Source organism: Sphingomicrobium sp. XHP0239, from assembly GCF_039555325.1.
Lineage (GTDB): Bacteria > Pseudomonadota > Alphaproteobacteria > Sphingomonadales > Sphingomonadaceae > Sphingomicrobium > Sphingomicrobium maritimum.
In genome coordinates, this window is record NZ_CP154608.1 from 1,190,808 (window position 1) to 1,208,804 (window position 17,997).

22 protein-coding genes and 1 tRNA gene are annotated in these 17,997 nt (G+C 63.0%); 9 read left to right on the top strand and 14 right to left on the bottom strand.

Annotated elements, in window-relative coordinates; genetic code table 11:
- Positions 1-17 precede the first annotated feature (17 nt).
- The 14 genes from WJT74_RS05980 to WJT74_RS06045 form a co-directional block, all read right to left on the bottom strand.
- The gene (locus WJT74_RS05980) at positions 18-1,742 is read right to left on the bottom strand and encodes a tyrosine-type recombinase/integrase (protein WP_343348015.1); all 1,725 of its coding nucleotides are present in this window, start codon (positions 1,740-1,742) and stop codon (positions 18-20) included.
- Between the two features lie 340 nt (positions 1,743-2,082).
- A tRNA-Gln gene (locus tag WJT74_RS05985) sits at positions 2,083-2,157 on the bottom strand.
- A gap of 45 nt (positions 2,158-2,202) precedes the next feature.
- A complete protein-coding gene (locus WJT74_RS05990; RefSeq protein WP_343348018.1) occupies positions 2,203-4,587 on the bottom strand; it encodes a putative bifunctional diguanylate cyclase/phosphodiesterase in 2,385 nt (794 codons plus the stop codon).
- A gap of 101 nt (positions 4,588-4,688) precedes the next feature.
- Complete coding sequence (locus tag WJT74_RS05995) at positions 4,689-5,573, bottom strand: branched-chain amino acid aminotransferase (RefSeq protein WP_343348021.1); 885 nt, start codon at positions 5,571-5,573, stop codon at positions 4,689-4,691.
- Between the two features lie 51 nt (positions 5,574-5,624).
- Positions 5,625-6,431 carry a pyrroline-5-carboxylate reductase family protein gene (locus WJT74_RS06000; protein WP_343348023.1) on the bottom strand — a complete coding sequence of 269 codons (807 nt, stop codon included), beginning with the start codon at positions 6,429-6,431 and terminating at the stop codon, positions 5,625-5,627.
- The gene (locus WJT74_RS06005) at positions 6,428-6,925 is read right to left on the bottom strand and encodes a YbjN domain-containing protein (protein WP_343348025.1); all 498 of its coding nucleotides are present in this window, start codon (positions 6,923-6,925) and stop codon (positions 6,428-6,430) included. Before WJT74_RS06005 ends, WJT74_RS06000 begins: the two co-directional genes overlap by 4 nt.
- Positions 6,926-6,937: 12 nt before the next feature.
- The gene (locus WJT74_RS06010) at positions 6,938-7,216 is read right to left on the bottom strand and encodes an accessory factor UbiK family protein (RefSeq protein ID WP_343348026.1); all 279 of its coding nucleotides are present in this window, start codon (positions 7,214-7,216) and stop codon (positions 6,938-6,940) included.
- Between the two features lie 14 nt (positions 7,217-7,230).
- Positions 7,231-7,740 carry a TspO/MBR family protein gene (locus WJT74_RS06015; protein WP_343348028.1) on the bottom strand — a complete coding sequence of 170 codons (510 nt, stop codon included), beginning with the start codon at positions 7,738-7,740 and terminating at the stop codon, positions 7,231-7,233.
- Positions 7,737-8,480, bottom strand: a complete 744-nt coding sequence (locus WJT74_RS06020; RefSeq protein WP_343348030.1) for a TlyA family RNA methyltransferase — start codon at positions 8,478-8,480, stop codon at positions 7,737-7,739. The genes WJT74_RS06015 and WJT74_RS06020 overlap by 4 nt, the downstream gene beginning before the upstream one ends.
- Positions 8,464-9,594 carry an endonuclease/exonuclease/phosphatase family protein gene (locus WJT74_RS06025; protein WP_343348032.1) on the bottom strand — a complete coding sequence of 377 codons (1,131 nt, stop codon included), beginning with the start codon at positions 9,592-9,594 and terminating at the stop codon, positions 8,464-8,466. The genes WJT74_RS06020 and WJT74_RS06025 overlap by 17 nt, the downstream gene beginning before the upstream one ends.
- Before the next feature lie 16 nt (positions 9,595-9,610).
- Positions 9,611-9,979, bottom strand: a complete 369-nt coding sequence (locus WJT74_RS06030) for a diacylglycerol kinase (RefSeq protein ID WP_343348115.1) — start codon at positions 9,977-9,979, stop codon at positions 9,611-9,613.
- Positions 9,976-11,901 (bottom strand): 1-deoxy-D-xylulose-5-phosphate synthase, encoded by a 1,926-nt coding sequence (dxs, locus tag WJT74_RS06035; protein ID WP_343348035.1) that lies wholly within the window; start codon positions 11,899-11,901, stop codon positions 9,976-9,978. The genes WJT74_RS06030 and dxs overlap by 4 nt, the downstream gene beginning before the upstream one ends.
- A gap of 118 nt (positions 11,902-12,019) precedes the next feature.
- Positions 12,020-12,484 (bottom strand): Fur family transcriptional regulator, encoded by a 465-nt coding sequence (locus tag WJT74_RS06040; RefSeq protein WP_343348037.1) that lies wholly within the window; start codon positions 12,482-12,484, stop codon positions 12,020-12,022.
- Positions 12,485-12,532: 48 nt separating this feature from the next.
- Positions 12,533-12,901: a MerC domain-containing protein gene (locus WJT74_RS06045; protein ID WP_343348039.1), complete on the bottom strand. Its 369-nt coding sequence runs from the start codon at positions 12,899-12,901 to the stop codon at positions 12,533-12,535.
- 142 nt (positions 12,902-13,043) lie between these two features.
- Between WJT74_RS06045 and WJT74_RS06050 the strand changes: the two genes are divergently transcribed.
- The 9 genes from WJT74_RS06050 (at position 13,044) to WJT74_RS06090 (ending at position 17,951) form a co-directional block, all read left to right on the top strand.
- A complete protein-coding gene (locus WJT74_RS06050) occupies positions 13,044-14,078 on the top strand; it encodes a COX15/CtaA family protein (RefSeq protein WP_343348041.1) in 1,035 nt (344 codons plus the stop codon).
- 29 nt (positions 14,079-14,107) lie between these two features.
- Entirely contained in the window at positions 14,108-14,428 is a 321-nt protein-coding gene (gene cutA, locus WJT74_RS06055) for a divalent-cation tolerance protein CutA (protein WP_343348044.1), read from the top strand.
- 119 nt (positions 14,429-14,547) lie between these two features.
- Complete coding sequence (gene rplM, locus WJT74_RS06060; protein ID WP_343348046.1) at positions 14,548-15,027, top strand: 50S ribosomal protein L13; 480 nt, start codon at positions 14,548-14,550, stop codon at positions 15,025-15,027.
- Positions 15,027-15,593, top strand: coding sequence for a 30S ribosomal protein S9 (gene rpsI, locus WJT74_RS06065; RefSeq protein WP_343348048.1), 567 nt, complete (start codon positions 15,027-15,029; stop codon positions 15,591-15,593). Before rplM ends, rpsI begins: the two co-directional genes overlap by 1 nt.
- A gap of 152 nt (positions 15,594-15,745) precedes the next feature.
- Entirely contained in the window at positions 15,746-15,952 is a 207-nt protein-coding gene (locus WJT74_RS06070) for a hypothetical protein (protein WP_343348051.1), read from the top strand.
- Positions 15,952-16,206: a hypothetical protein gene (locus tag WJT74_RS06075; RefSeq protein ID WP_432215236.1), complete on the top strand. Its 255-nt coding sequence runs from the start codon at positions 15,952-15,954 to the stop codon at positions 16,204-16,206. The genes WJT74_RS06070 and WJT74_RS06075 overlap by 1 nt, the downstream gene beginning before the upstream one ends.
- Positions 16,166-16,888: a guanitoxin biosynthesis heme-dependent pre-guanitoxin N-hydroxylase GntA gene (gntA, locus tag WJT74_RS06080; RefSeq protein WP_343348054.1), complete on the top strand. Its 723-nt coding sequence runs from the start codon at positions 16,166-16,168 to the stop codon at positions 16,886-16,888. The genes WJT74_RS06075 and gntA overlap by 41 nt, the downstream gene beginning before the upstream one ends.
- Positions 16,885-17,493, top strand: a complete 609-nt coding sequence (locus WJT74_RS06085; RefSeq protein ID WP_343348057.1) for an urea carboxylase-associated family protein — start codon at positions 16,885-16,887, stop codon at positions 17,491-17,493. The genes gntA and WJT74_RS06085 overlap by 4 nt, the downstream gene beginning before the upstream one ends.
- Positions 17,494-17,546: 53 nt before the next feature.
- Positions 17,547-17,951 carry a hypothetical protein gene (locus WJT74_RS06090; RefSeq protein ID WP_343348059.1) on the top strand — a complete coding sequence of 135 codons (405 nt, stop codon included), beginning with the start codon at positions 17,547-17,549 and terminating at the stop codon, positions 17,949-17,951.
- Positions 17,952-17,997: the final 46 nt, after the last annotated feature.

Sequence of the window (17,997 nt, forward strand, 5' to 3'; positions counted from 1 at the left end):
TGTCTTATCAACATCGCTCACCAGCCCCGTTCAAGATTGGTCGTGTCGATGGGAGAGCATTCGAGCGTCGGGACATGGCCCCGGAAAATCGGCATATTCAGCTGCGCAGGCTCGAGATGGGCGGTCAGAGCAGGCAGAAGCTTGATGTTATCCAGCATTTTGATGAGCTCGGCGTCATTGACGTAGCGTTCATCCGTTTCGCTCTTTCCGGCATGGCCCAGCATGTCGGCCCGTTCTTCGGAGAAGACACGAGCGCGTTTCAAGCTTGCACCGAACCCGTGGCGGATGCCGTGAATTTCCGCATCGGGGCTCAAGCCCCCGCGACGCCGAAAGTGCTTCCAACAGAGATCTAGAAATTGATCGCCAAAGCTTTCCGATTTGTTCGTTGGTCGCAGCTCGGGGAAGAGAGCCTTGTATCCACGCGTCTGCGCCTCGCGGACGAAATCGATTAAGCCAAGACGGATCATCTCGGGATGAAGAGGGAGATATCTGCGGGATGCGCCATTCTTGATGGGCCCGTTATGCGAAACGCGGATCGCGACGAATGGGATCTCATGATCGAGCACAAAGTCACATGGGCATAGCTTGCAGGCCTCTTCGCGCCGCAAACCCCAGTACCAGATCAAAATAGGGATCCAGTAGAAGAAGTCGTGGACGATCGTCCTTCCGGCCTTGAACCGCCGATTGAGCGTTCCCGGACCTTTACCACCAGCATGGGCGGCCGAACCAGTGAACGTCGGCAGCCTGAAAAGCGTCTCGAGATCCGATCGGCAAATCGAAGGGCGCTCGTCTCGCGCGCGCGTGTTTCGATCCGTGTCGGGCTCTCTCAAGATCGATAGATCGATTTGTGGGACCGTATAGCCGGCACCCTTGGCCCAAGCTAGAAGCGTCGAAATGCCAGTAACGTCACGATTGAAGGTCTTCGTGCTGGGGCCGGCGCCCTCATCGATGCCCTCGCTCTCACCATCCGCAATCTCAGAGAGAATCAGACGGGCTTCGTCCGGATCGAGCGGGCTGAGCTTGCTCACGATGAGACGACGCTTCTCAAAGAATGTCGATATCGTCCGTTGATTGATCTGGCTCAAGGGCACGTCGCCCATGAGAAGGACGAACAGGCTGCCAAGCGATCTCCTCTGCCGCGCGGTCTTCGCCGACCATCGCTTACGCTTTAGCTTCGCTTTCGACGCGAGCACCGCGACGTCGAAGAGATTGGGATCATCACGACTGCTCTGATCAGGCTCCATCGGCGTAGCGACCGGCTGTTCGGGAACGAATTGCTCTGTGGGGAACGCCGAGGCCGGGGGCGCCATATTGGGCGAGCTCTGCGGCCGAGCGAACCGAGATGTTGGTCCAAAACCCTGTGCCGACGCATTGGCGTCGAGGCAGGCATCGCGATACGGCTCGAAAAGTGCCCTGCGAAGCGTGCGCGCGAGCGCCTCGTAGGGCTCAAATCCCAATTCGCGCAGCCAACCGTTCACCCACCGACGATTGATGAACTCCTCGCCCTCTTCAGCGAGCCCGATGACGGCTTTCAGGTTCTCGACCCGCTTCGGTCCCCAGCGAGCGATGAGATATTCTTCTTCGGCTTGCGTCAGTGGCTGATCGCTGCCCAGTTCCAAGCAGCGATGATAATAATCCGCAAACGCTCGGTTGGCCGTAAAATGCATATCGGCATGTCGCGGCGTCTGGCGCTGCTGATCGATAAAGAACGCCAGCTTTTCATCATAGGCGACCCGCAACACCTACTGAATGTCGCTCTCTGATAGGCGCGCGTCAGCCGCCCTGATTTTCTTCTCGAGCATCGTCTGGATTTCCCCCGTGGATGCGGTCAGCAAAGCCCCCCTGCTGATCGCCTCCGATTTATGGTACGTTTGCAAGGATATACGGAAATCGAGGGGTCGAAAAGCGGATATTGAAATCTTGCGGCGCCACCAGAAGCAGCGACCGCGCAGGTAGATGTTGGGATGTCTCGACATGGTCGTGACCCTTTTCCGAAGGGGCACAGGAGGTGGCACACCCCTGGGGGCATTCCTCCGCGGCCGGCGGTGATTTGCCAGCGATATCGGATAATTAGTCGAGAAGTGGCTGGGGTGGCAGGATTCGAACCTGCGCATGGCGATACCAAAAACCGCTGCCTTACCGCTTGGCTACACCCCAGCAATGCGCGCGCTTATAGCGCGACGCGCGAGCATGAAAAGCCCGTCAGGCCATGATATCGCCGCGTCTGGCGTCGAGGTCGACGATATTTTCGCCCAGCATTTCGGGACGACCGAAAAGGAATCCCTGCAGGCTGCCCACGCCCAGCTCGCGCATGATGTCGGCCTGCGCCTGCGTTTCCACACCCTCGGCAGTGGTTTCGATCCCGAGCCCGTGCGCCAGCGCCAGGATGGCATGGACGATGGCGACGCATTGCTGGTCTCCGGCCGCCGCCGCCCGGACGAAACTCTGGTCGATCTTGATCTTCGAGAAATGCGCCCGCGAAAGGTAACCGAACGAGGAATAGCCCTTGCCGAAGTCGTCGAGAACCATGCGCACCCCGAGACCGCGCAACCGCTCGATCGAAGCGAGCGTGTCGGGATCGTCTCCCAGAAACACGGTCTCGGTCACTTCCAGCTCCAGCCGATGGGGATGGAGGCCCGACAGCGCCAGCGCATTCACGACCGTCTTGGCAAGACTGGCGCCGGTCAGCTGCGCAGCACTGATGTTAACCGCAATGCGCACCTTGTCCTGCCAGCGCGCTGCCTCTTGGCACGCCTCGCGGATGACCCAGTCGCCGATCTGATGGATGAGACCGGCATCCTCGATGATGGGGATGAAGCGATGCGGAGGAATGGCGCCCCTCTCGGGATGGTGCCAGCGCAGCAGCGCCTCTCGCCCGACGACGTCGCCCGTTTCGGCATCCACGATGGGCTGATAGGCCAGCCGCATGTCCTGGTTCTTGAGCGCGTCGCGAACATCGTTCTCGAGCAGGCGATGATCCTCTGCCTCCTCCAGCATCGTGCGGTCGTAGAAAGCGAAACCGCCCCGGCCCGACCGCTTCGCGCTGTAGAGTGCAAGGTCGGCGGATCGCATGATCTGGCCCTCGCGCTGTCCATCCTGCGGACCGACCGCGATCCCGATGGTGGCGCCGACGTTGATGTTCGCAGCGCCGACGACGACGCTGCGCGAGATTTCGCTCACCACATTCTCGGCGAGGCCGCTGAGCGAATAGCGATCGAGATCGCCCTGCCAGACGATCGCGAATTCATCGCCGCCCAGGCGCCCCACATGACCGTCCTTGCCGACCACGCTTTCCAGCCGCTTGGCGATCTCGCACAAAAGCGTGTCGCCGATCGCATGGCCGAGCGTGTCGTTGACGAGCTTGAACCGATCGAGATCGACCAGCATGAGCGCGCATCCCGCCCGCCCCTGCGCATCGCCGAGCAGGCTTTCTTCCAGCAACTCGCGGATCAACAGGCGATTGGCGATCCCGGTGAGCGGGTCCGAGCGTGCCGCCCCGAGTGCATCGGCGTTCGCGATGCGGGCCTCGGTCACGTCGGAAGCGACGCCCTTCCACCCCAGCAGTCGCCCGTTCTCGTCGTAGTGGGGCCGACCTGACAGCGACCACCAGCGATCGGTCCGAACCTGCGGAACCACGACGTCGCGAAAAGCAACATTGTCGCGCAGATTAGTGAATAGCTGTCGCACTCCGCTCGACATGTGCTGATACCGACCGTCGGGATCGATGAATCTGGTGGCGGAGATTCCCACAATCTGTTCCGGCCGGATTCGGATCGTCCGCGCCAGCTGATGGGAAATCCGGGTGAAGGCGAGGTCCGCGTCCAGCTCCCACATGCCGCCCGATCCGGGCGCGTCGAGTTCGCGCAGAAGCTCGACCAGTTCGCCCATCTCGGAGAGTTCCATCTGGCTGCGGGTCTGGATGAACAGCTCGCGTGCGATGACGACGACGACGGTTGCCAGCGCGGCGCCATAACATGCGGTCAGCGCACCGAGCGCGGCCATGTTGACCTGCCACGCGATCGCAAGACCGCCGATCGTGAGGATCGTGGTATAGGCGATCGCCGCCGGCGGGACGTAGACGAGCAAGAAGGATCCCGTGCTGATGAGCACGACACCCAGCGCGGCGAGCATCAATTGCTGGAAGGGCGGAGCCTGGCCGAACCACACGAACGCCGGAACGAGCCACAGGATCGTCAACATCGCAGTGCCCAGAGTCGCGGTCGCGAACGTGGCCGGATGTTCGGCCCTGTAGGTATGATCCTTCACCAGCTTCGTATGGCGCCGGATGAACATGGTGGCGAACAAGGCGCTGATCGCCAGCCAGATCGCGAGGTGAAGGGCGGGAACGAACGGAAAGAGGATGATCGTCGTCAGGCCCGCGACCGCAAAATTGCCCGACATCACGCGCGGACCATAGCGGAGGAATTGCATCACCTGCCGCGCCCGCACCGCGGAGATCATGGGAGATCGAGGGCGGCGCAGCGAAAGCAGGTCGGCGAGCGAGAAATTGGCCGTGCGCGAATGGTCGGCCCGTCCCCCCGCTTGCCCGGTCGTCGAAGCCGGAATGGTGCCTTCCCGCAAAACCATTGTTCGGAGAACTCGCCCCTGTCTCAACGAATACGCGTCTCACCGCCTAATAGAACGGGTGAGTATCAAGATTTGGTTAGAATCTCAACGCGCTGATAAGTCTAGCGATTCTTCGCTCGTTGATGGACCAGATCGTCATAGTCCTGACGCAGTTGTCGCGATATGTCGCCGGGCGTGAATGTCCACGGACCCGCCTCGCGGACGAACGTCACTTCCGCGGCGCTTCCCGTCAGGAAGAATTCCTCGAACGTGGCCAGTTCCTCCGGCCAGATGCGTTTTTCGACGACTTCGATTCCGCGCTGTTTGGCCAAGTCGATGACCGTGCGACGCGTGATTCCGTTCAAGAAGATATCGGCGATCGGCGTGTAAAGCGTTCCTTCGCGAACGAAGAAGGCATTGGCACCCGTCGCCTCGGCCACGCGTCCTTCCCAGTCGAACATCAACGCATCGTCGTAACCCCGCCCCTCGGCGTGATGCTTCGACAAGGTGCAGATCATGTAGAGACCCGCTGCTTTCGCATGGACCGGGGCGGTATGCGGGGCCGGGCGGCGATAGGGCGCGATGTCGAGGCGAATGCCCTTTTCCGCCTTTTCCTCGTCGAAATACTTGCCCCATTGCCACGCCGCGACCGCCATGTGCGGCTTGGTGGCCTGCGCGCTGACCCCCATCTGCTCCGAACCGCGCCAGGCGACTGGGCGGACATAGGCATCTGTCAGACCGTTGGCTTCGAGCACCGCATTGCAGACATCGTCGATTTCCTGGGCGCTCCACGGCAATTCGAAGCCAAGCATCTTCGCCGATGCGCGCAAGCGTTCCGAATGCTCGGTCAGCTTGAAGATGGTGCCGTTATAGGCGCGCTGTCCCTCGAACACGCTGGATGCATAGTGCATCGCGTGGGTGAGGATATGGACGTTCGCCTTGCGCCACTCGCGCATTTCGCCGTCCATCCAGATGTAGCCGTCGCGGTCGTCGTACGGTTGAACCATGGGCGTCTTTTCTCCTGATGCGCGGGGAGTAAGCGCAGCATGCGGCAGCGGTCAACCGCGTGCGGCAGCGGCCATCTCTTCGGTGCGACATCGTGCCGCCTCTACCGTACGTCGGACGAGGTCGAAAAGCGCGCTGTCGTGATCCAGAACGTCGAGCCCGGCCTGCGTCGAACCGCCTGGGCTGGCAACGCGACAGGCCAACTCATCGAGCGGTTCTCCCGACGCCAGCGCCATTCGCCCAGTACCGCCGATCGTCTGCAGCGCGGCGCGGCGCGCAAGACCGGGCGACAGGCCGAGGCGCTCGGCCTCCTCGATCATCGCGGCCGCGAACCGGGCGACGTAGGCAGGCCCCGACCCCGCAACGGCGCTGATCGCGGTGAGATCGTCTTCCCGTTCCCCCCAGATGCCGACACCGAGCGGTGCGACATAGGCATCGACCGTCTCGCGGACTTGCTCGTCGGCATCGTCGCTATAGAGACCCACGACGCCTTCGCCCTCGCTGACCGGAAGATTGGGCATCAGCCGGACGATGCTTCGCGCGTCGGGGAAAAGGCGACGCAGCGAGACGCATTCCACCCCCGCCAGGATCGACAGGACGATGGTCCGATCGCCGACAACGGATCCGAGCCGCGATGCGACGTCTTCGACCTGATGCGGTTTGTGACCGAGCCAGCAGTGCGAAATATCACGATCCGGAAGCTTGCTGCGGACGGAGACGCCCTCGATCGTGCGCCCGCTCGGCGAGAACACCGTCAGTCCCGAAAGATCGGTCCCGGCCTTGCGCCACCCCTCGACCATCGCCCCGCCCATATTGCCGCAGCCGACGAACCAGCTGTTGGCGGGAAAGAGCCGGCTCACGCCTCCCCGGCCGTGTCGATCAGGGCCGCCTGGATCGCTTCGCTCGGGCTCTTGTCGCCCCACAGCACGAACTGGAACACAGGGAAGAAGCGTTCGCATTCCTCCAGCGCCGCTTCGCTGATGCCTTCTGCGGTTTCGAGCGGGACCGTCTCGTCCGCACCGACCAGAACCGCATGGCGAAAGGCGATGACGCCCGGCCCCGGCCAATATTCGAAATGGCCGAGCCAGAGCTGCTCGTTGATCATGCCGAGGGCTTCGTAGATCGCCGGTTTCTTGTCGGTGACAACCTTGATGTCGGGAAAGGCGAGGAACTGCAGCACCTGGTCGTCGGGGCGCCAGACGGCACGCAATTCGTACTGCGACCAGCTACCGCTGGCACTGGCGATGACCTCGCCGTCGCCCAGTCGCTCCGACGCCCACCCACGCGCATCGAAATAGGCCGCGAACATCTCGATCGGCGCGCCTTCGAGCGTTTCCTCGCTATGGCTCGACATGGCGACCATCCCTTATTTGCGAGGCGAGGATTTCGTGGCGGACGGCTTGGTGGAGACGGCGTCCATGGCGTCGAGACGCGCTTTCAACTGCTCGTTTTCCTCGCGTGCCTTGACCGCCATCGCCTTGACCGCTTCGAATTCCTCGCGGGTGACCATATCTTCGGTCCAAACAAGGTCGCGAAGCCGTTCCTTGAAACCCGCCTCGGCCTCGCGGCCCATGCCGGCGAACGTTCCCGCCGCACCATTCACCACCTTGGCCAGATCGTCGAAAAACTTGTTCTGCGATTGCATGCGTATCGTCTCCGTCAGCCGAACAGCGGCTGCGCCGCGTCGGGATTGAGCGCCACGATCGCCCGATTGAGCGAAAAGGCGAAGATGAGCCACGCAAGATAGGGCAGCATCAGCGCGCCCGCTAGGGGGGAGAGGCCGAAGAAGCGTCGCGTCGCCAGCGTGGCGAGGACCAGGATCGCGACGATATGCCATTGCGCGATATCGATCGCCCGGGCGCCGAAGAACACGTAGCTCCACGCAAAATTCAGGAGAAGCTGCACGACGAACAGGACGATCGCAGTACGCCGCGTCCGGCTCGGTGGATGCGCGAGGATGATGGCCAGTGCCAGTCCCTGCAGCGCATAAAGGATCGGCCAGACGATCCCGAACGCCGCGCCGGGCGGTTGAAACGAGGGCTTATCGAGCGCTTCGTACCATCCATCGGGACGGAAGAAGTAGCCCGACAGGCTCCCTGCCACCACGATCAGCGGCACCAGCCAGATCGCAAATTTGCCGATCGCCTTCCATTCCGGCTTCTCGCTCATCTCTTCTCCTTCCTCGCTCCGAGCAGAAATTCGACATTCCCCTCGGGCCCCGTAATCGGACTTTGCTCGACGCCCGCAACGGCCCAGCCCTTTGATTCGACCCAGACCGCAGCCTCGCGGCATACCCGATCGTGAACGGCCGGATCGCGGACCACGCCGCCCTTGCCTACCTCGGCGCGCCCCGCTTCGAACTGCGGCTTGACCAAGGCGATCAGCATTGCCTCCGGCGCGGCGAGGTCGAGCGCGGCGTCGAGGACCTTCGCAAGACCGATGAAGCTGGCGTCGCACACCACCATCTGCGGTGGCTCGTCGATCACTTCGGCGGTGAGCGAGCGGGCGTTGGTTTGTTCGTGGACGACCACGCGCTCGTCGCTCCGCAGCTTCCACGCTAACTGATTGGTCCCGACGTCGACCGCATAGACCTTGGCCGCTCCGCGCGTCAGAAGGACATCGGTGAAGCCGCCCGTCGAGGATCCGACGTCCAACGCCGTCAGACCGGTCACGTCGAAGCCGAAATGGCTTAGGCCATGATCGAGCTTCATTCCTCCCCGGGACACCCACGGATGCTCTTTGCCGCGGACTTCGAGCGGCGCGTCGGGTTTGAGCGCCTCGCCGGCCTTGGTGATCTTGCGCTCGCCCGTGAAGACGGTGCCCGCAAGGATCAGCGCCTGCGCTTTCGACCGGCTTTCCACCAACCCGCGCTCGACCAGCAACACATCCGCCCTAATATTTCTCGCCATCGACTTCGGTCGCTTCCTCGCGCCGTCCTTCTTCGAGCTGCTCGCTCGCCTCTTCCTCGCCGTCGGGATCGGCGGTGGGTGTAACCATACGCGTCTGCGCCTCGGTGACGAGGCACACGGTGAAAGAGACGGGAAAGTGGTCGGAACCCGCACTTTGATGTCGGTCCATCGCCACGAGCCGCCAGTGCGGACTCAAAAACACATGATCGAGCGGCCAGCGCATCAGAGGCCAGTTGGCGTTGAAGGTCGGCATGAGCTTGCGCCCCACCCGCGGATCCTGCGTTCCCGACACCTCCGCGAACATGCGCGTCGTCTGCGACCAAGCCACGTCGTTGAGATCGCCCATGACGATCGACGCCCCGCCCTCGCGCCGCGCGTCACGCCCGACCAGAACCAGTTCGGCATCGCGCTCGCCCGTATCGTCGCCTGGCCGCGGAGGTTCGGGGTGGATGGCGTAGACGAGAACCTCGCTACCGTCGCGCATGGTCACCGTGGCGTCGATCGAGGGAATATCGTCCTGTACTCGGTACAGGATCTCCCCCGTCATCGGCAGCTTGGAATAGAGGTGCATCCCGTAGCTGTTCTCGAGCGGAACGGCGATGCGATGCGGGTAGTCGGCGTGGAGCGGCTGCATCGCCTCTTCCCACGCCGCATCGCTCTCGGTCAGTAGCACGACGTCGGCATCCACCGCCCGGATTTCCGCCAGCATCTCCTCGTAGCGATCGTTTTCGATCAGGACGTTGGCGCCCATCAGCGACACTTGCCGATCGGACGGACAGTTTTGCGCGGTCTTCACTTCGTTCGGATAGAAAAAGAGGAAGCGTGCTGCGTGAAAGAACTGCCACCCGGTCGCGACGACGAGCAGCGATAGGATGAACAAGGATCGTCCTCGCCGTGGATCAGGGGTCATCACGGCGTAGAGGACGGCGACGACCAGTCCTGCAAATCCGAATTGCATGCGCGGATAATCGAGGACGCGGATGAACCACAAATCGGTCTGCCAAGCAGGCAGGAAAGCCGCGATCACGAGAAGGACAGCGACCAATCCGATCCCGCCGACCACCCAGCGGCGCCAGCCTTCGTAATGCGGACGGGAGGTACCGTTCAGCGCCATCGGACCGCTCGGCTTGTCAAAATACGTACGGCCAAAACAGGACTACCCCGCCGACAAGTGCGGTCACGTTGCTGATCAGCACCGCCGCCGACGCGACATCCTTTGCTTTGCCGATCATCGGATGGTGGTCGAGCGTGACGGCGTCGGCGGTTCGCTCGATCGCGGTATTCACCGCTTCGGCAAACCAGGCGAACCCGATGAAAATGATGACCAGCACCCAGTCGAGCCGCTGCAGTTCGACCGTCACGCCCAAGGCAATCGCGGCCAGCGACGTGACGGCGTGAAACCGGGTGGTGGGCTCCTCTCGCCACAGCGTTGCCAGCCCTTTCAGTGCGAACCGGAACGCCTTGAGGCGTCCGATCAGCGAAAATCGTCGCTCGCTCAGGCGCGGGCACCTTCGTGCGCGCTGACATCGTTGCGCTGTAGCGCGGTGAGAACCGTTTCGACAATATCGGGAGCGGTGAGTTTGGCCTCCTCATATTGCTTCTCGGGGGAGTCCTGATCCTGGAAGGTATCGGGAAGCCGCATGGTCCGGATCTTGACTCCACTGTCAGTCAGCCCCTCGTCGCTGGCCATCGTGAGGACGTGGGCGCCAAACCCTCCGACCGCTGCTTCCTCGATCGTCACCGCGACTTCGTGGCGCGACAGGAGGTCGCGAATGAGCGCCTCGTCGAGCGGCTTGGCGAACCGCATGTCCGCGATCGTGACGCTGAGACCCTTGGCCTCCAGCATGTCGGCGGCCTTCTTGCATTCTTCCATCCGCGCGCCGAGGCACATCAGCGCGACGGTCTTGCCCTCCTTGACGATCCGGCCCTTGCCGATTTCGAGAAGTTCGGGCTCGTCAGGAATATCGACGCCGGTGCCTGCGCCGCGCGGGTAGCGGACCGCGATCGGGCCGTCGTCATGGGCCGCCATCGTGTGGACCATCTTGGTCAGTTCGGCCTCGTCGCTCGCGGCCATCACGACGAAGTTGGGGAGGGTGCAGAGGTACGCGAGGTCGAAGCTTCCGGCATGGGTCGATCCGTCGGATCCGACCAGTCCCGCCCGGTCCATCGCGAACCGGACCGGCAAATTCTGGATGGCGACGTCGTGAACGACCTGGTCGTAGGCGCGCTGGAGGAAGGTGGAATAGATGGCGACGAAAGGCTTCGCGCCCTGCGCCGCAAGCCCCGCCGCGAAGCAGACGCCATGCTGTTCGGCGATGCCGACGTCGAACATGCGGTCAGGAAAGGCCTGTTCGAACGCATCCATGCCCGTCCCACCCGGCATGGCGGCGGTGATGCCGACGATCTTGTCGTCCTTTTCGGCCGCCGCGATGAGTGCGTTGGCGAACACCTTGGTATAGCTTGGCGGGCCGCCGCTCGACTTCTTCTGTTCGCCCGACACGACGTCGAACTTGGCGACGCCATGATATTTGTCGGCGGCATTTTCCGCCGGCTCGTAGCCCTTGCCCTTGACCGTCCTCGCATGGACGAGGATCGGACCTTCCTTCGCGTCGCGGACATTCTCGAGAATCTCGACGAGCGTCACGACGTCGTGCCCGTCGACGGGGCCCACGTAATAGAAGCCCAGCTCCTCGAACAACGTGCCGCCGGTGACCATGCCGCGCGCATATTCCTCGGCCTTGGACGCGGTCTTGGTCGCTCCTGCACCGAGGCGCCGGAACAGCCGCTTCGCGAAATCGCGGGTCTTCAGGTAGGTATCGCTCGAAACGAGGCGGGCGAGGTAGTGCGACAGGCCGCCCACGGGAGGCGCGATCGACATGTCGTTATCGTTGAGGATGACGACCAAACGATTGCCCGCCTGTTCGGCGTTGTTCATCGCTTCGTAGGCCAGACCCGCGCTCATCGCGCCGTCGCCGATGACCGCGACGACACGGCCGTCGCGGTTCGAAAGCTTGTTCGCGACCGCAAAACCGACCCCCGCGCTGATCGAGGTAGAGCTGTGCGCCGCGCCGAAGGGGTCATATTCGCTTTCGGACCGCTTGGTGAAGCCCGACAGACCCCCGCCCTGCCGGATGGTGCGGATCCGGTCGCGGCGACCCGTCACGATCTTGTGCGGGTAGCATTGATGGCCCACGTCCCAGATTAACCGGTCGTTCGGCGTATCGAACACGTAGTGGATCGCCACCGTGAGCTCGACGACGCCAAGCCCCGCGCCCAAGTGGCCGCCCGTCACCGAAACGGCATCGACCATCTCGGCGCGCAGTTCGTCGGCCAGCTGCTTCAGCTGCTTCTTCTCGAGCTTGCGGATATCGGCGGGATACTGGACCTGGTCCAGCAGGGGCGTATCGGGGCGCTGTGTCATGGGTCCTGATCCTAGCGTTGGGTCAGGGACAAGTCATTACCTTCTTGCGCGATCGCGGCCGCCACTGTTTCGCATGGGTCCACGCGCGCCTGAGGACCCCTAAAGGTAGGAGCGCAGGCTAGTCCGCGCACTCTCCACAAGTGCCGCGCACTTCGATGACGGGACGCTTGGGCTGGAATCCCGTGCCCGCCGCCATGTCGCGCAGTCCGCCCGACAATTTGTCATCGTCGACGTGCGTCGCCTTTCCGCAATCGTCGCAGATCAGGAAGATGCAATCGTGAAGGCAGCCCGGATGCTCGTTCGCAATGTAGGCATTGGCGCTTTCCACGCGGTTGGCGAGGTTGGTCGATACGAACAGATCGAGGATGCGGTAGACGCTGTTAGCCGCGACCCGCTTACCTCGCGCCTCGCCGACTTTCTCGGCGATGTCGTAGGCGGATGCGGGCTGATCGAAGGTCGCGAGCGCGTCGAACACGTGCGCGCGCATGTCCGTCCACTGTTCGCCCGCGGCCCGCATCTGTTCGCCCGCAGCAACGCGAAGGTCGTCGCCCGAATGCGCACTATGATCGTGATGCCTGGCCATGCGGACGATATAAGAGGTCGTTCCGACCCCCGCAAGCGTACCCGCGCGCTAGTCGCGCGCGATGCTGTTGAGGCGGTGGCCGAGGGCAAGCAGCCCGACGCCCAAAAGCGTTGCCAGGATCTCGCTGCCACCATGCGGGAGCGACAGCGCTCCCATCATCACGCCGAGACCCATGCCGCCGACCGCGCCCGGCATCATGTAGCCATGTTCGCTGATACCGCGGCCGATGGCGAAAGCGCCGATGATGACGGCGAAACCGAGCCCGACTTCATGCAGAAGATCGGATCCGAAGATACCGCCGGCGCTCGCCAGAATTGCCACCAGGACGGTCGTGACGACGCAATGCACCGCGCAAAGGGTCGAAAGGCCGATCCCCAAGCGGTCGAGAAAGCTGGAATTGCGCAGAAGCGTCGTCATGGCTCGCCATATAGGCCAAACGGGTGCGCGATACAATATCACATTTCATCTTTTTCCGTTTCGCAGGATGGCCGCGAGGGCCGAAGGCTAAGTCCTTGGTTCCTCTTTCCAAAGGCGATGGCCGGCGGCATAGGAGCCGGCGATGAACCGCTCCGCTTCCTTTTCCGCCGCGACCGCCCGACCGCTCGCGCTCGCCAACTGGCTGTTTGCCGTGGCCGCCTTCGTGTTCGTCATGGTGGTGGTCGGCGGGATCACGCGACTGACCGAAAGCGGGTTGTCGATCACGCAATGGGACCTCGTGACCGGTACGCTGCCGCCGCTGACGGAAGCGAAGTGGCAGAGCGAATTCGCGCTGTATCGCGAGACCACCGAGTATATCGAGGTCAACGGACCCGCCGGCATGGATCTTGCGCAGTTCAAGCACATCTATTTCTGGGAATGGTTTCATCGCTTCCTCGCGCGAATGGTGGGGGTCGTGTTCGCGCTCCCGCTCGTCTGGTTCTGGGTGAAGAAGGCCATCCCCAAAGGGTACAAACCGCGCCTACTCGCGCTGCTGGCACTGGGTGCCAGCCAGGGGGCGCTGGGGTGGTACATGGTGCAATCGGGTCTGATCGGACGGACCGACGTGTCGCACTTCCGCCTGTCGATGCATCTGTTGACCGCGCTTTTCATTCTGGCGGGACTGGTCTGGACCGCGCTCGATCTACGGCGGCTTGCGGCTCGCCGCCGACGAGCAACCCTGCAGACCTTCGCGCTGCCGGTGGCGATCGTCCTGTTCGTCCAGCTCCTGCTCGGTGCATGGGTCGCGGGGCTGAACGCTGGATACATCACCACCGAATGGCCCCTGATGAACGACGCGTTCTGGCCCGCGGGGATCGACTGGGCGCGGGGGGCGTGGTTCGCGCTGACGCATGATCCGTATCTCATCCACTGGCTGCACCGTTGGTTCGCCTTCGCGGCGTTGGGCGCCCTCATCATGCTCGCCATCCGCGTAAAGCCCCGCGACCGGCGCGCCAGCAGCGCGCTCCATGCCACCGTGGGCATCCAGATGCTGCTCGGCATCGCGACCGTCCTGTCGGGAATGAACATCGTTCTCGCAGTTTTGCACCAGGCAAACGGCGCCCTGCTCGTCGCGAGTGTCGCATGGAGCGCTCATGTGCTAGGACGGCGCGCATGATAGACCCGTCCCCCTGCAGTGTTTTCATCATGTGTTCGACCCTCGGCGAGGCGCAGCAGATCGCGCGCACGCTTGTCGAGGAACGCCACGCTGCCTGCGTGAACATCCTCGGCCAGGCGAAATCCATCTATCGCTGGGAAGGCCAGATCGAAACGGGTGCCGAATTCCCGATTATCGCGAAGACGCGCATGGACGCCGCCGACGCCTTGATCGCACGGGTACAGGCGATGCACGGCTATTCCAATCCGGCCATCACGGTTTGGCCGATCGCCAAGACGCCGACGGAATATGCCGATTGGGTGGCGGAAAATTCGGGCCCACGAGGCGACGTCGGCAGCGATCTGGTATAATAATACCCGCCAGCAAACGCGCGGATTGCTTGACTTAATCGCACCTTTCCATCATTAGCGCGCCCAACGGCGGGGGCCGGATGCCCTCGCCTTTCGTTTTTTTGACAGGAGATCAGGGCATGAAGGCGCTGATGAAGACGACCAAGCCGGCCAAGCCGCACGAGGTCGAGAAGAAATGGCATCTCATCGATGCCGAAAACCTGGTCGTTGGGCGTCTCGCCAGCGAGATCGCGAAGCTCATTCGCGGCAAGCACAAGGCAAGCTTCACGCCGCACGTCGACAATGGCGATCACGTCGTGGTCATCAACGCCGACAAGGTCCGCTTCACCTCGGACAAGGCGAACAAGAAGATCTACTACAAGCACACCGGCTATGTCGGCGGGATCAAGGAAACGACCCCGGCGAAGATCCTCGAGGGCAAGTTCCCCGAGCGCGTGCTGGAAAAGGCCGTCAAGAACATGGTCCCGCGCGGGCCGCTGGGCCGTGCGGTCATGAAGAACCTGCACCTTTATAACGGCACCGAGCATCCGCACGATGGCCAGAGCCCCGAGGTCTATGACTTCGGCTCCAAGAACCGCAAGAATAAGGTGGGCGCATAATGGCCGACGAAAAGAAGGGCCTCGACGCGCTTGGCGAACTGACCAAGCAGCAGCAGGGCACGACCAACGAAGAAACCGTAACCGCTCCCGAGAAGACCGAGAGCGCCGCTACGGAAGAGGAAACGCCGAAGGCGCCCGAGCAGGAGCCCGCGCCGCTTCGCGAGCAGGAAATCGACGACCTGGGCCGCGCCTATGCGACCGGTCGACGCAAGGATGCCGTCGCGCGCGTCTGGCTCAAGCCGGGTTCGGGCAAGATCACGGTCAACGGCCGCGACCAGGGCGTCTATTTCGCCCGTCCGACGCAGCGCCTCGTCATCAACCAGCCGTTCGGCATCACCGATCGTGCCGGCCAGTATGACGTGATCGCCACCGTCAAGGGCGGCGGCCTGTCGGGCCAGGCCGGTGCGGTCCTTCACGGCATCGCCCAGGCGCTGACCCGCTACGAGCCGGCGCTCCGCTCGACGGTCAAGGCCGCTGGCTTCCTCACGCGCGACAGCCGCGTGGTCGAGCGTAAGAAGTACGGCCGCGCCAAGGCTCGCCGCAGCTTCCAGTTCTCGAAGCGCTAAGCGAACGAGCACCAGAACGAGAAGAGGGCCGTCCGGGCGACCGGGCGGCCTTTTTCGTTTGCGAGCAGACCGTTAACAAACATCATGGTGAATATCCGGAACATCGGTTCGGGTTCGCGAGCTTACTTCGGTAGACTTTCCGGAGTAGAATCATGCCCTTCACCATCGCCGAGCGGGAGCGCGCCGCTCTTTTCGAACCCGACACCCCTGAAGACGCCGAGAGGGCATCCAACGACGATACCGTCGAACGCGCGGAGGTCTTCGACGCCGAAGGCATCTCGAGCGAGCGGCAATGCGCCTATTTCGGGTGCGACGAGCAGACGTTGCACCGACTTCACGCCCGGGCCGCCGCGCGCTGATGTTCACGCAGCTGAACCCGCCACTTCCCATGGATGTGGAAGGAAAAGGCCCGGGGCAGGCATGCGGGGTCATCGACTATGGTGCCGAACATCATCTGATCTGGGTCGTCGCCCTCGACGACGGCGGCGAGATATGGTGCACGCCCAATCCGAAGGCCCGGATGCAGACCAACTGGACGATGGATCGGCATCGGGAACGCCTCGGCAGCGGCGATGTCGCGCCCCATCCGGCGGCCGCACGCACCCGTGGCTGAGTTGCCGCGGACAGAGCCCTCCTCGCCCTTGTCGAACCGGTTTCGCCAGCGGATCGAGGCGAACGGCTATCCCTGCGTCGGCGCCAAGGGCGCGTTGTCGCGCGATCAGATGACCTTCTACGAGGGCCGATCGATCGCATCCGCATGGGACGATGTGGCCCTGTCCCGCGATCTCGCCATCTTCGCTCGCGAATATGTGCGCCTCCGCCCTCTTTTCTGCACCTTCGTCGCGGCCTTTCCCGATAGCCCGCCGCTCGACGAGGCGGCGTTCGAAAAGGCGGTATGGACACGCATCGCCTCGCTGCAGGCAAAGGACGAGTGGCTCGGCTACGACTATGACGAGAATGTCGACGAGGACCCCGCCAGCCCGCAATTCTCGTTGAGCTTCGGCGGGCAGGCGTTCTTCGTCGTGGGCATGCACCCGGCTGCCAGCCGTCCTGCCCGGCGGTTCGACTGTCCTGTCATGGTCTTCAACCTGCACGATCAGTTCGAACGGCTGCGCGAGGATGGCCGGTACGAGAAGATGCGCGCGACCATTCTGGAACGCGACCGGGAAGTGGCGGGTTCGATCAATCCGATGCTGACACGGTTCGGCGAACAGTCTGAAGCCCGGCAATATAGCGGGCGCGCGGTCGGCCCCGACTGGAAATGCCCTTGGCCGGGGCGGGAGAACAAGCAATGAGCGACGACAGCCTGGTGACAGAGAACCGCATTCCTCCGCAAAGCGGCGCCGCCTTCGAACTTCGCAAGGGCGATCGACTGGTCGTGATCGACCCGGAAGGAGAGCAGGTCGCCGATCTGTTGGCGTTCAATACCCATGATCTGGACGAGGTGATCAGCAACGGGCGGACGTTCGATTACGCCGACACCATCTATCTGACCAAGGGCGCGACCTTGTTCTCCAATCGGTCGAACCCGATGCTGACCATCGTGGAGGACGATGTCGGTCGGCACGATTTCCTGCTCACGCCGTGCAGCCGCGATACGTTCGATCGGCTGTACGACGATATCGACGACGATCGGCCCGGATGCTTCGGAAATCTCGCCGCCGTGCTCGCTCCCTACGGGATCGAGCCCGACGCCATCCCCTGCGCCTTCAACTGCTTCATGAACGTGCCCGTCGATGGCGAAAGCGGGCGTTTCACGGTCGAACCGCCACTGTCGAAGGCGGGCGACCGGTTGGTGTTCGAGGCACAGATGGACCTGCTGATTGGCCTCACTGCCTGTTCGGCCCCCAAGTCCAACAATGGATCGACCAAGCCGATCGACTTCGCGATCCTTAGCTGACCGCTGGTCGAACGACTCTGGACCGACGCGCGATTGGGCTTATGCTGTCGATCATGAAGTATCTCGCCCCCCTCGCAGCGCTGACGCTGTTCGCCGCCCCTGCCCATGCGCAGGATATTGCCCCCGCCGACGCGATCGGCACATGGGAAGGAATGCTGGAAATTCCGGGCATGCCGCTTCGCTTCGTCATCGATCTGTCCGACGAGGATGGCGACGGCGCGCTTGAGGCAATGGCCTACAGCCCCGATCAGGGGGGCGGCGGTCTGCCCGTCAATGGCGTTGCCCTCGAAGCCAATGTCCTGACCATCAACATTCCCGAAGTGAGCGCCTCTTACGAAGGCACCTGGAACGGCGAGGCCTTCGTTGGCACCTTTAAGCAGGGCCCGGGCGAACTGCCGCTGACCCTCGAACGCTCCGACTGGAGCCCCGATGCCGAGGCCGCTTCCGGCGACGACTGAAAGCGTCCGGCCGACACCGCCGTCCGTGAACGTCTGGCGGAACTGG

What these genes read in the sequence shown, in the direction of transcription:
- WJT74_RS06005 (WP_343348025.1), bottom strand. Translation starts at nt 6,925, where the DNA reads ATGTCGAGCCATAGCGAGGAAACGCTCGAAGGCGCGCCGATCGAGATG.
- WJT74_RS05995 (WP_343348021.1), bottom strand. Translation starts at nt 5,573, where the DNA reads ATGGTTCAACCGTACGACGACCGCGACGGCTACATCTGGATGGACGGC.
- WJT74_RS06085 (WP_343348057.1), top strand. Translation starts at nt 16,885, where the DNA reads ATGAGCGACGACAGCCTGGTGACAGAGAACCGCATTCCTCCGCAAAGC.
- WJT74_RS05990 (WP_343348018.1), bottom strand. Translation starts at nt 4,587, where the DNA reads ATGGTTTTGCGGGAAGGCACCATTCCGGCTTCGACGACCGGGCAAGCG.
- WJT74_RS06010 (WP_343348026.1), bottom strand. Translation starts at nt 7,216, where the DNA reads ATGCAATCGCAGAACAAGTTTTTCGACGATCTGGCCAAGGTGGTGAAT.
- WJT74_RS06040 (WP_343348037.1), bottom strand. Translation starts at nt 12,484, where the DNA reads ATGGCCAGGCATCACGATCATAGTGCGCATTCGGGCGACGACCTTCGC.
- WJT74_RS06015 (WP_343348028.1), bottom strand. Translation starts at nt 7,740, where the DNA reads ATGAGCGAGAAGCCGGAATGGAAGGCGATCGGCAAATTTGCGATCTGG.
- WJT74_RS06050 (WP_343348041.1), top strand. Translation starts at nt 13,044, where the DNA reads ATGAACCGCTCCGCTTCCTTTTCCGCCGCGACCGCCCGACCGCTCGCG.
- WJT74_RS06025 (WP_343348032.1), bottom strand. Translation starts at nt 9,594, where the DNA reads ATGGCGCTGAACGGTACCTCCCGTCCGCATTACGAAGGCTGGCGCCGC.
- WJT74_RS06075 (WP_432215236.1), top strand. Translation starts at nt 15,952, where the DNA reads ATGTTCACGCAGCTGAACCCGCCACTTCCCATGGATGTGGAAGGAAAA.
- WJT74_RS06090 (WP_343348059.1), top strand. Translation starts at nt 17,547, where the DNA reads ATGAAGTATCTCGCCCCCCTCGCAGCGCTGACGCTGTTCGCCGCCCCT.
- dxs (WP_343348035.1), bottom strand. Translation starts at nt 11,901, where the DNA reads ATGACACAGCGCCCCGATACGCCCCTGCTGGACCAGGTCCAGTATCCC.
- WJT74_RS06020 (WP_343348030.1), bottom strand. Translation starts at nt 8,480, where the DNA reads ATGGCGAGAAATATTAGGGCGGATGTGTTGCTGGTCGAGCGCGGGTTG.
- rplM (WP_343348046.1), top strand. Translation starts at nt 14,548, where the DNA reads ATGAAGGCGCTGATGAAGACGACCAAGCCGGCCAAGCCGCACGAGGTC.
- rpsI (WP_343348048.1), top strand. Translation starts at nt 15,027, where the DNA reads ATGGCCGACGAAAAGAAGGGCCTCGACGCGCTTGGCGAACTGACCAAG.
- WJT74_RS06070 (WP_343348051.1), top strand. Translation starts at nt 15,746, where the DNA reads ATGCCCTTCACCATCGCCGAGCGGGAGCGCGCCGCTCTTTTCGAACCC.
- cutA (WP_343348044.1), top strand. Translation starts at nt 14,108, where the DNA reads ATGTGTTCGACCCTCGGCGAGGCGCAGCAGATCGCGCGCACGCTTGTC.
- gntA (WP_343348054.1), top strand. Translation starts at nt 16,166, where the DNA reads ATGTCGCGCCCCATCCGGCGGCCGCACGCACCCGTGGCTGAGTTGCCG.
- WJT74_RS06045 (WP_343348039.1), bottom strand. Translation starts at nt 12,901, where the DNA reads ATGACGACGCTTCTGCGCAATTCCAGCTTTCTCGACCGCTTGGGGATC.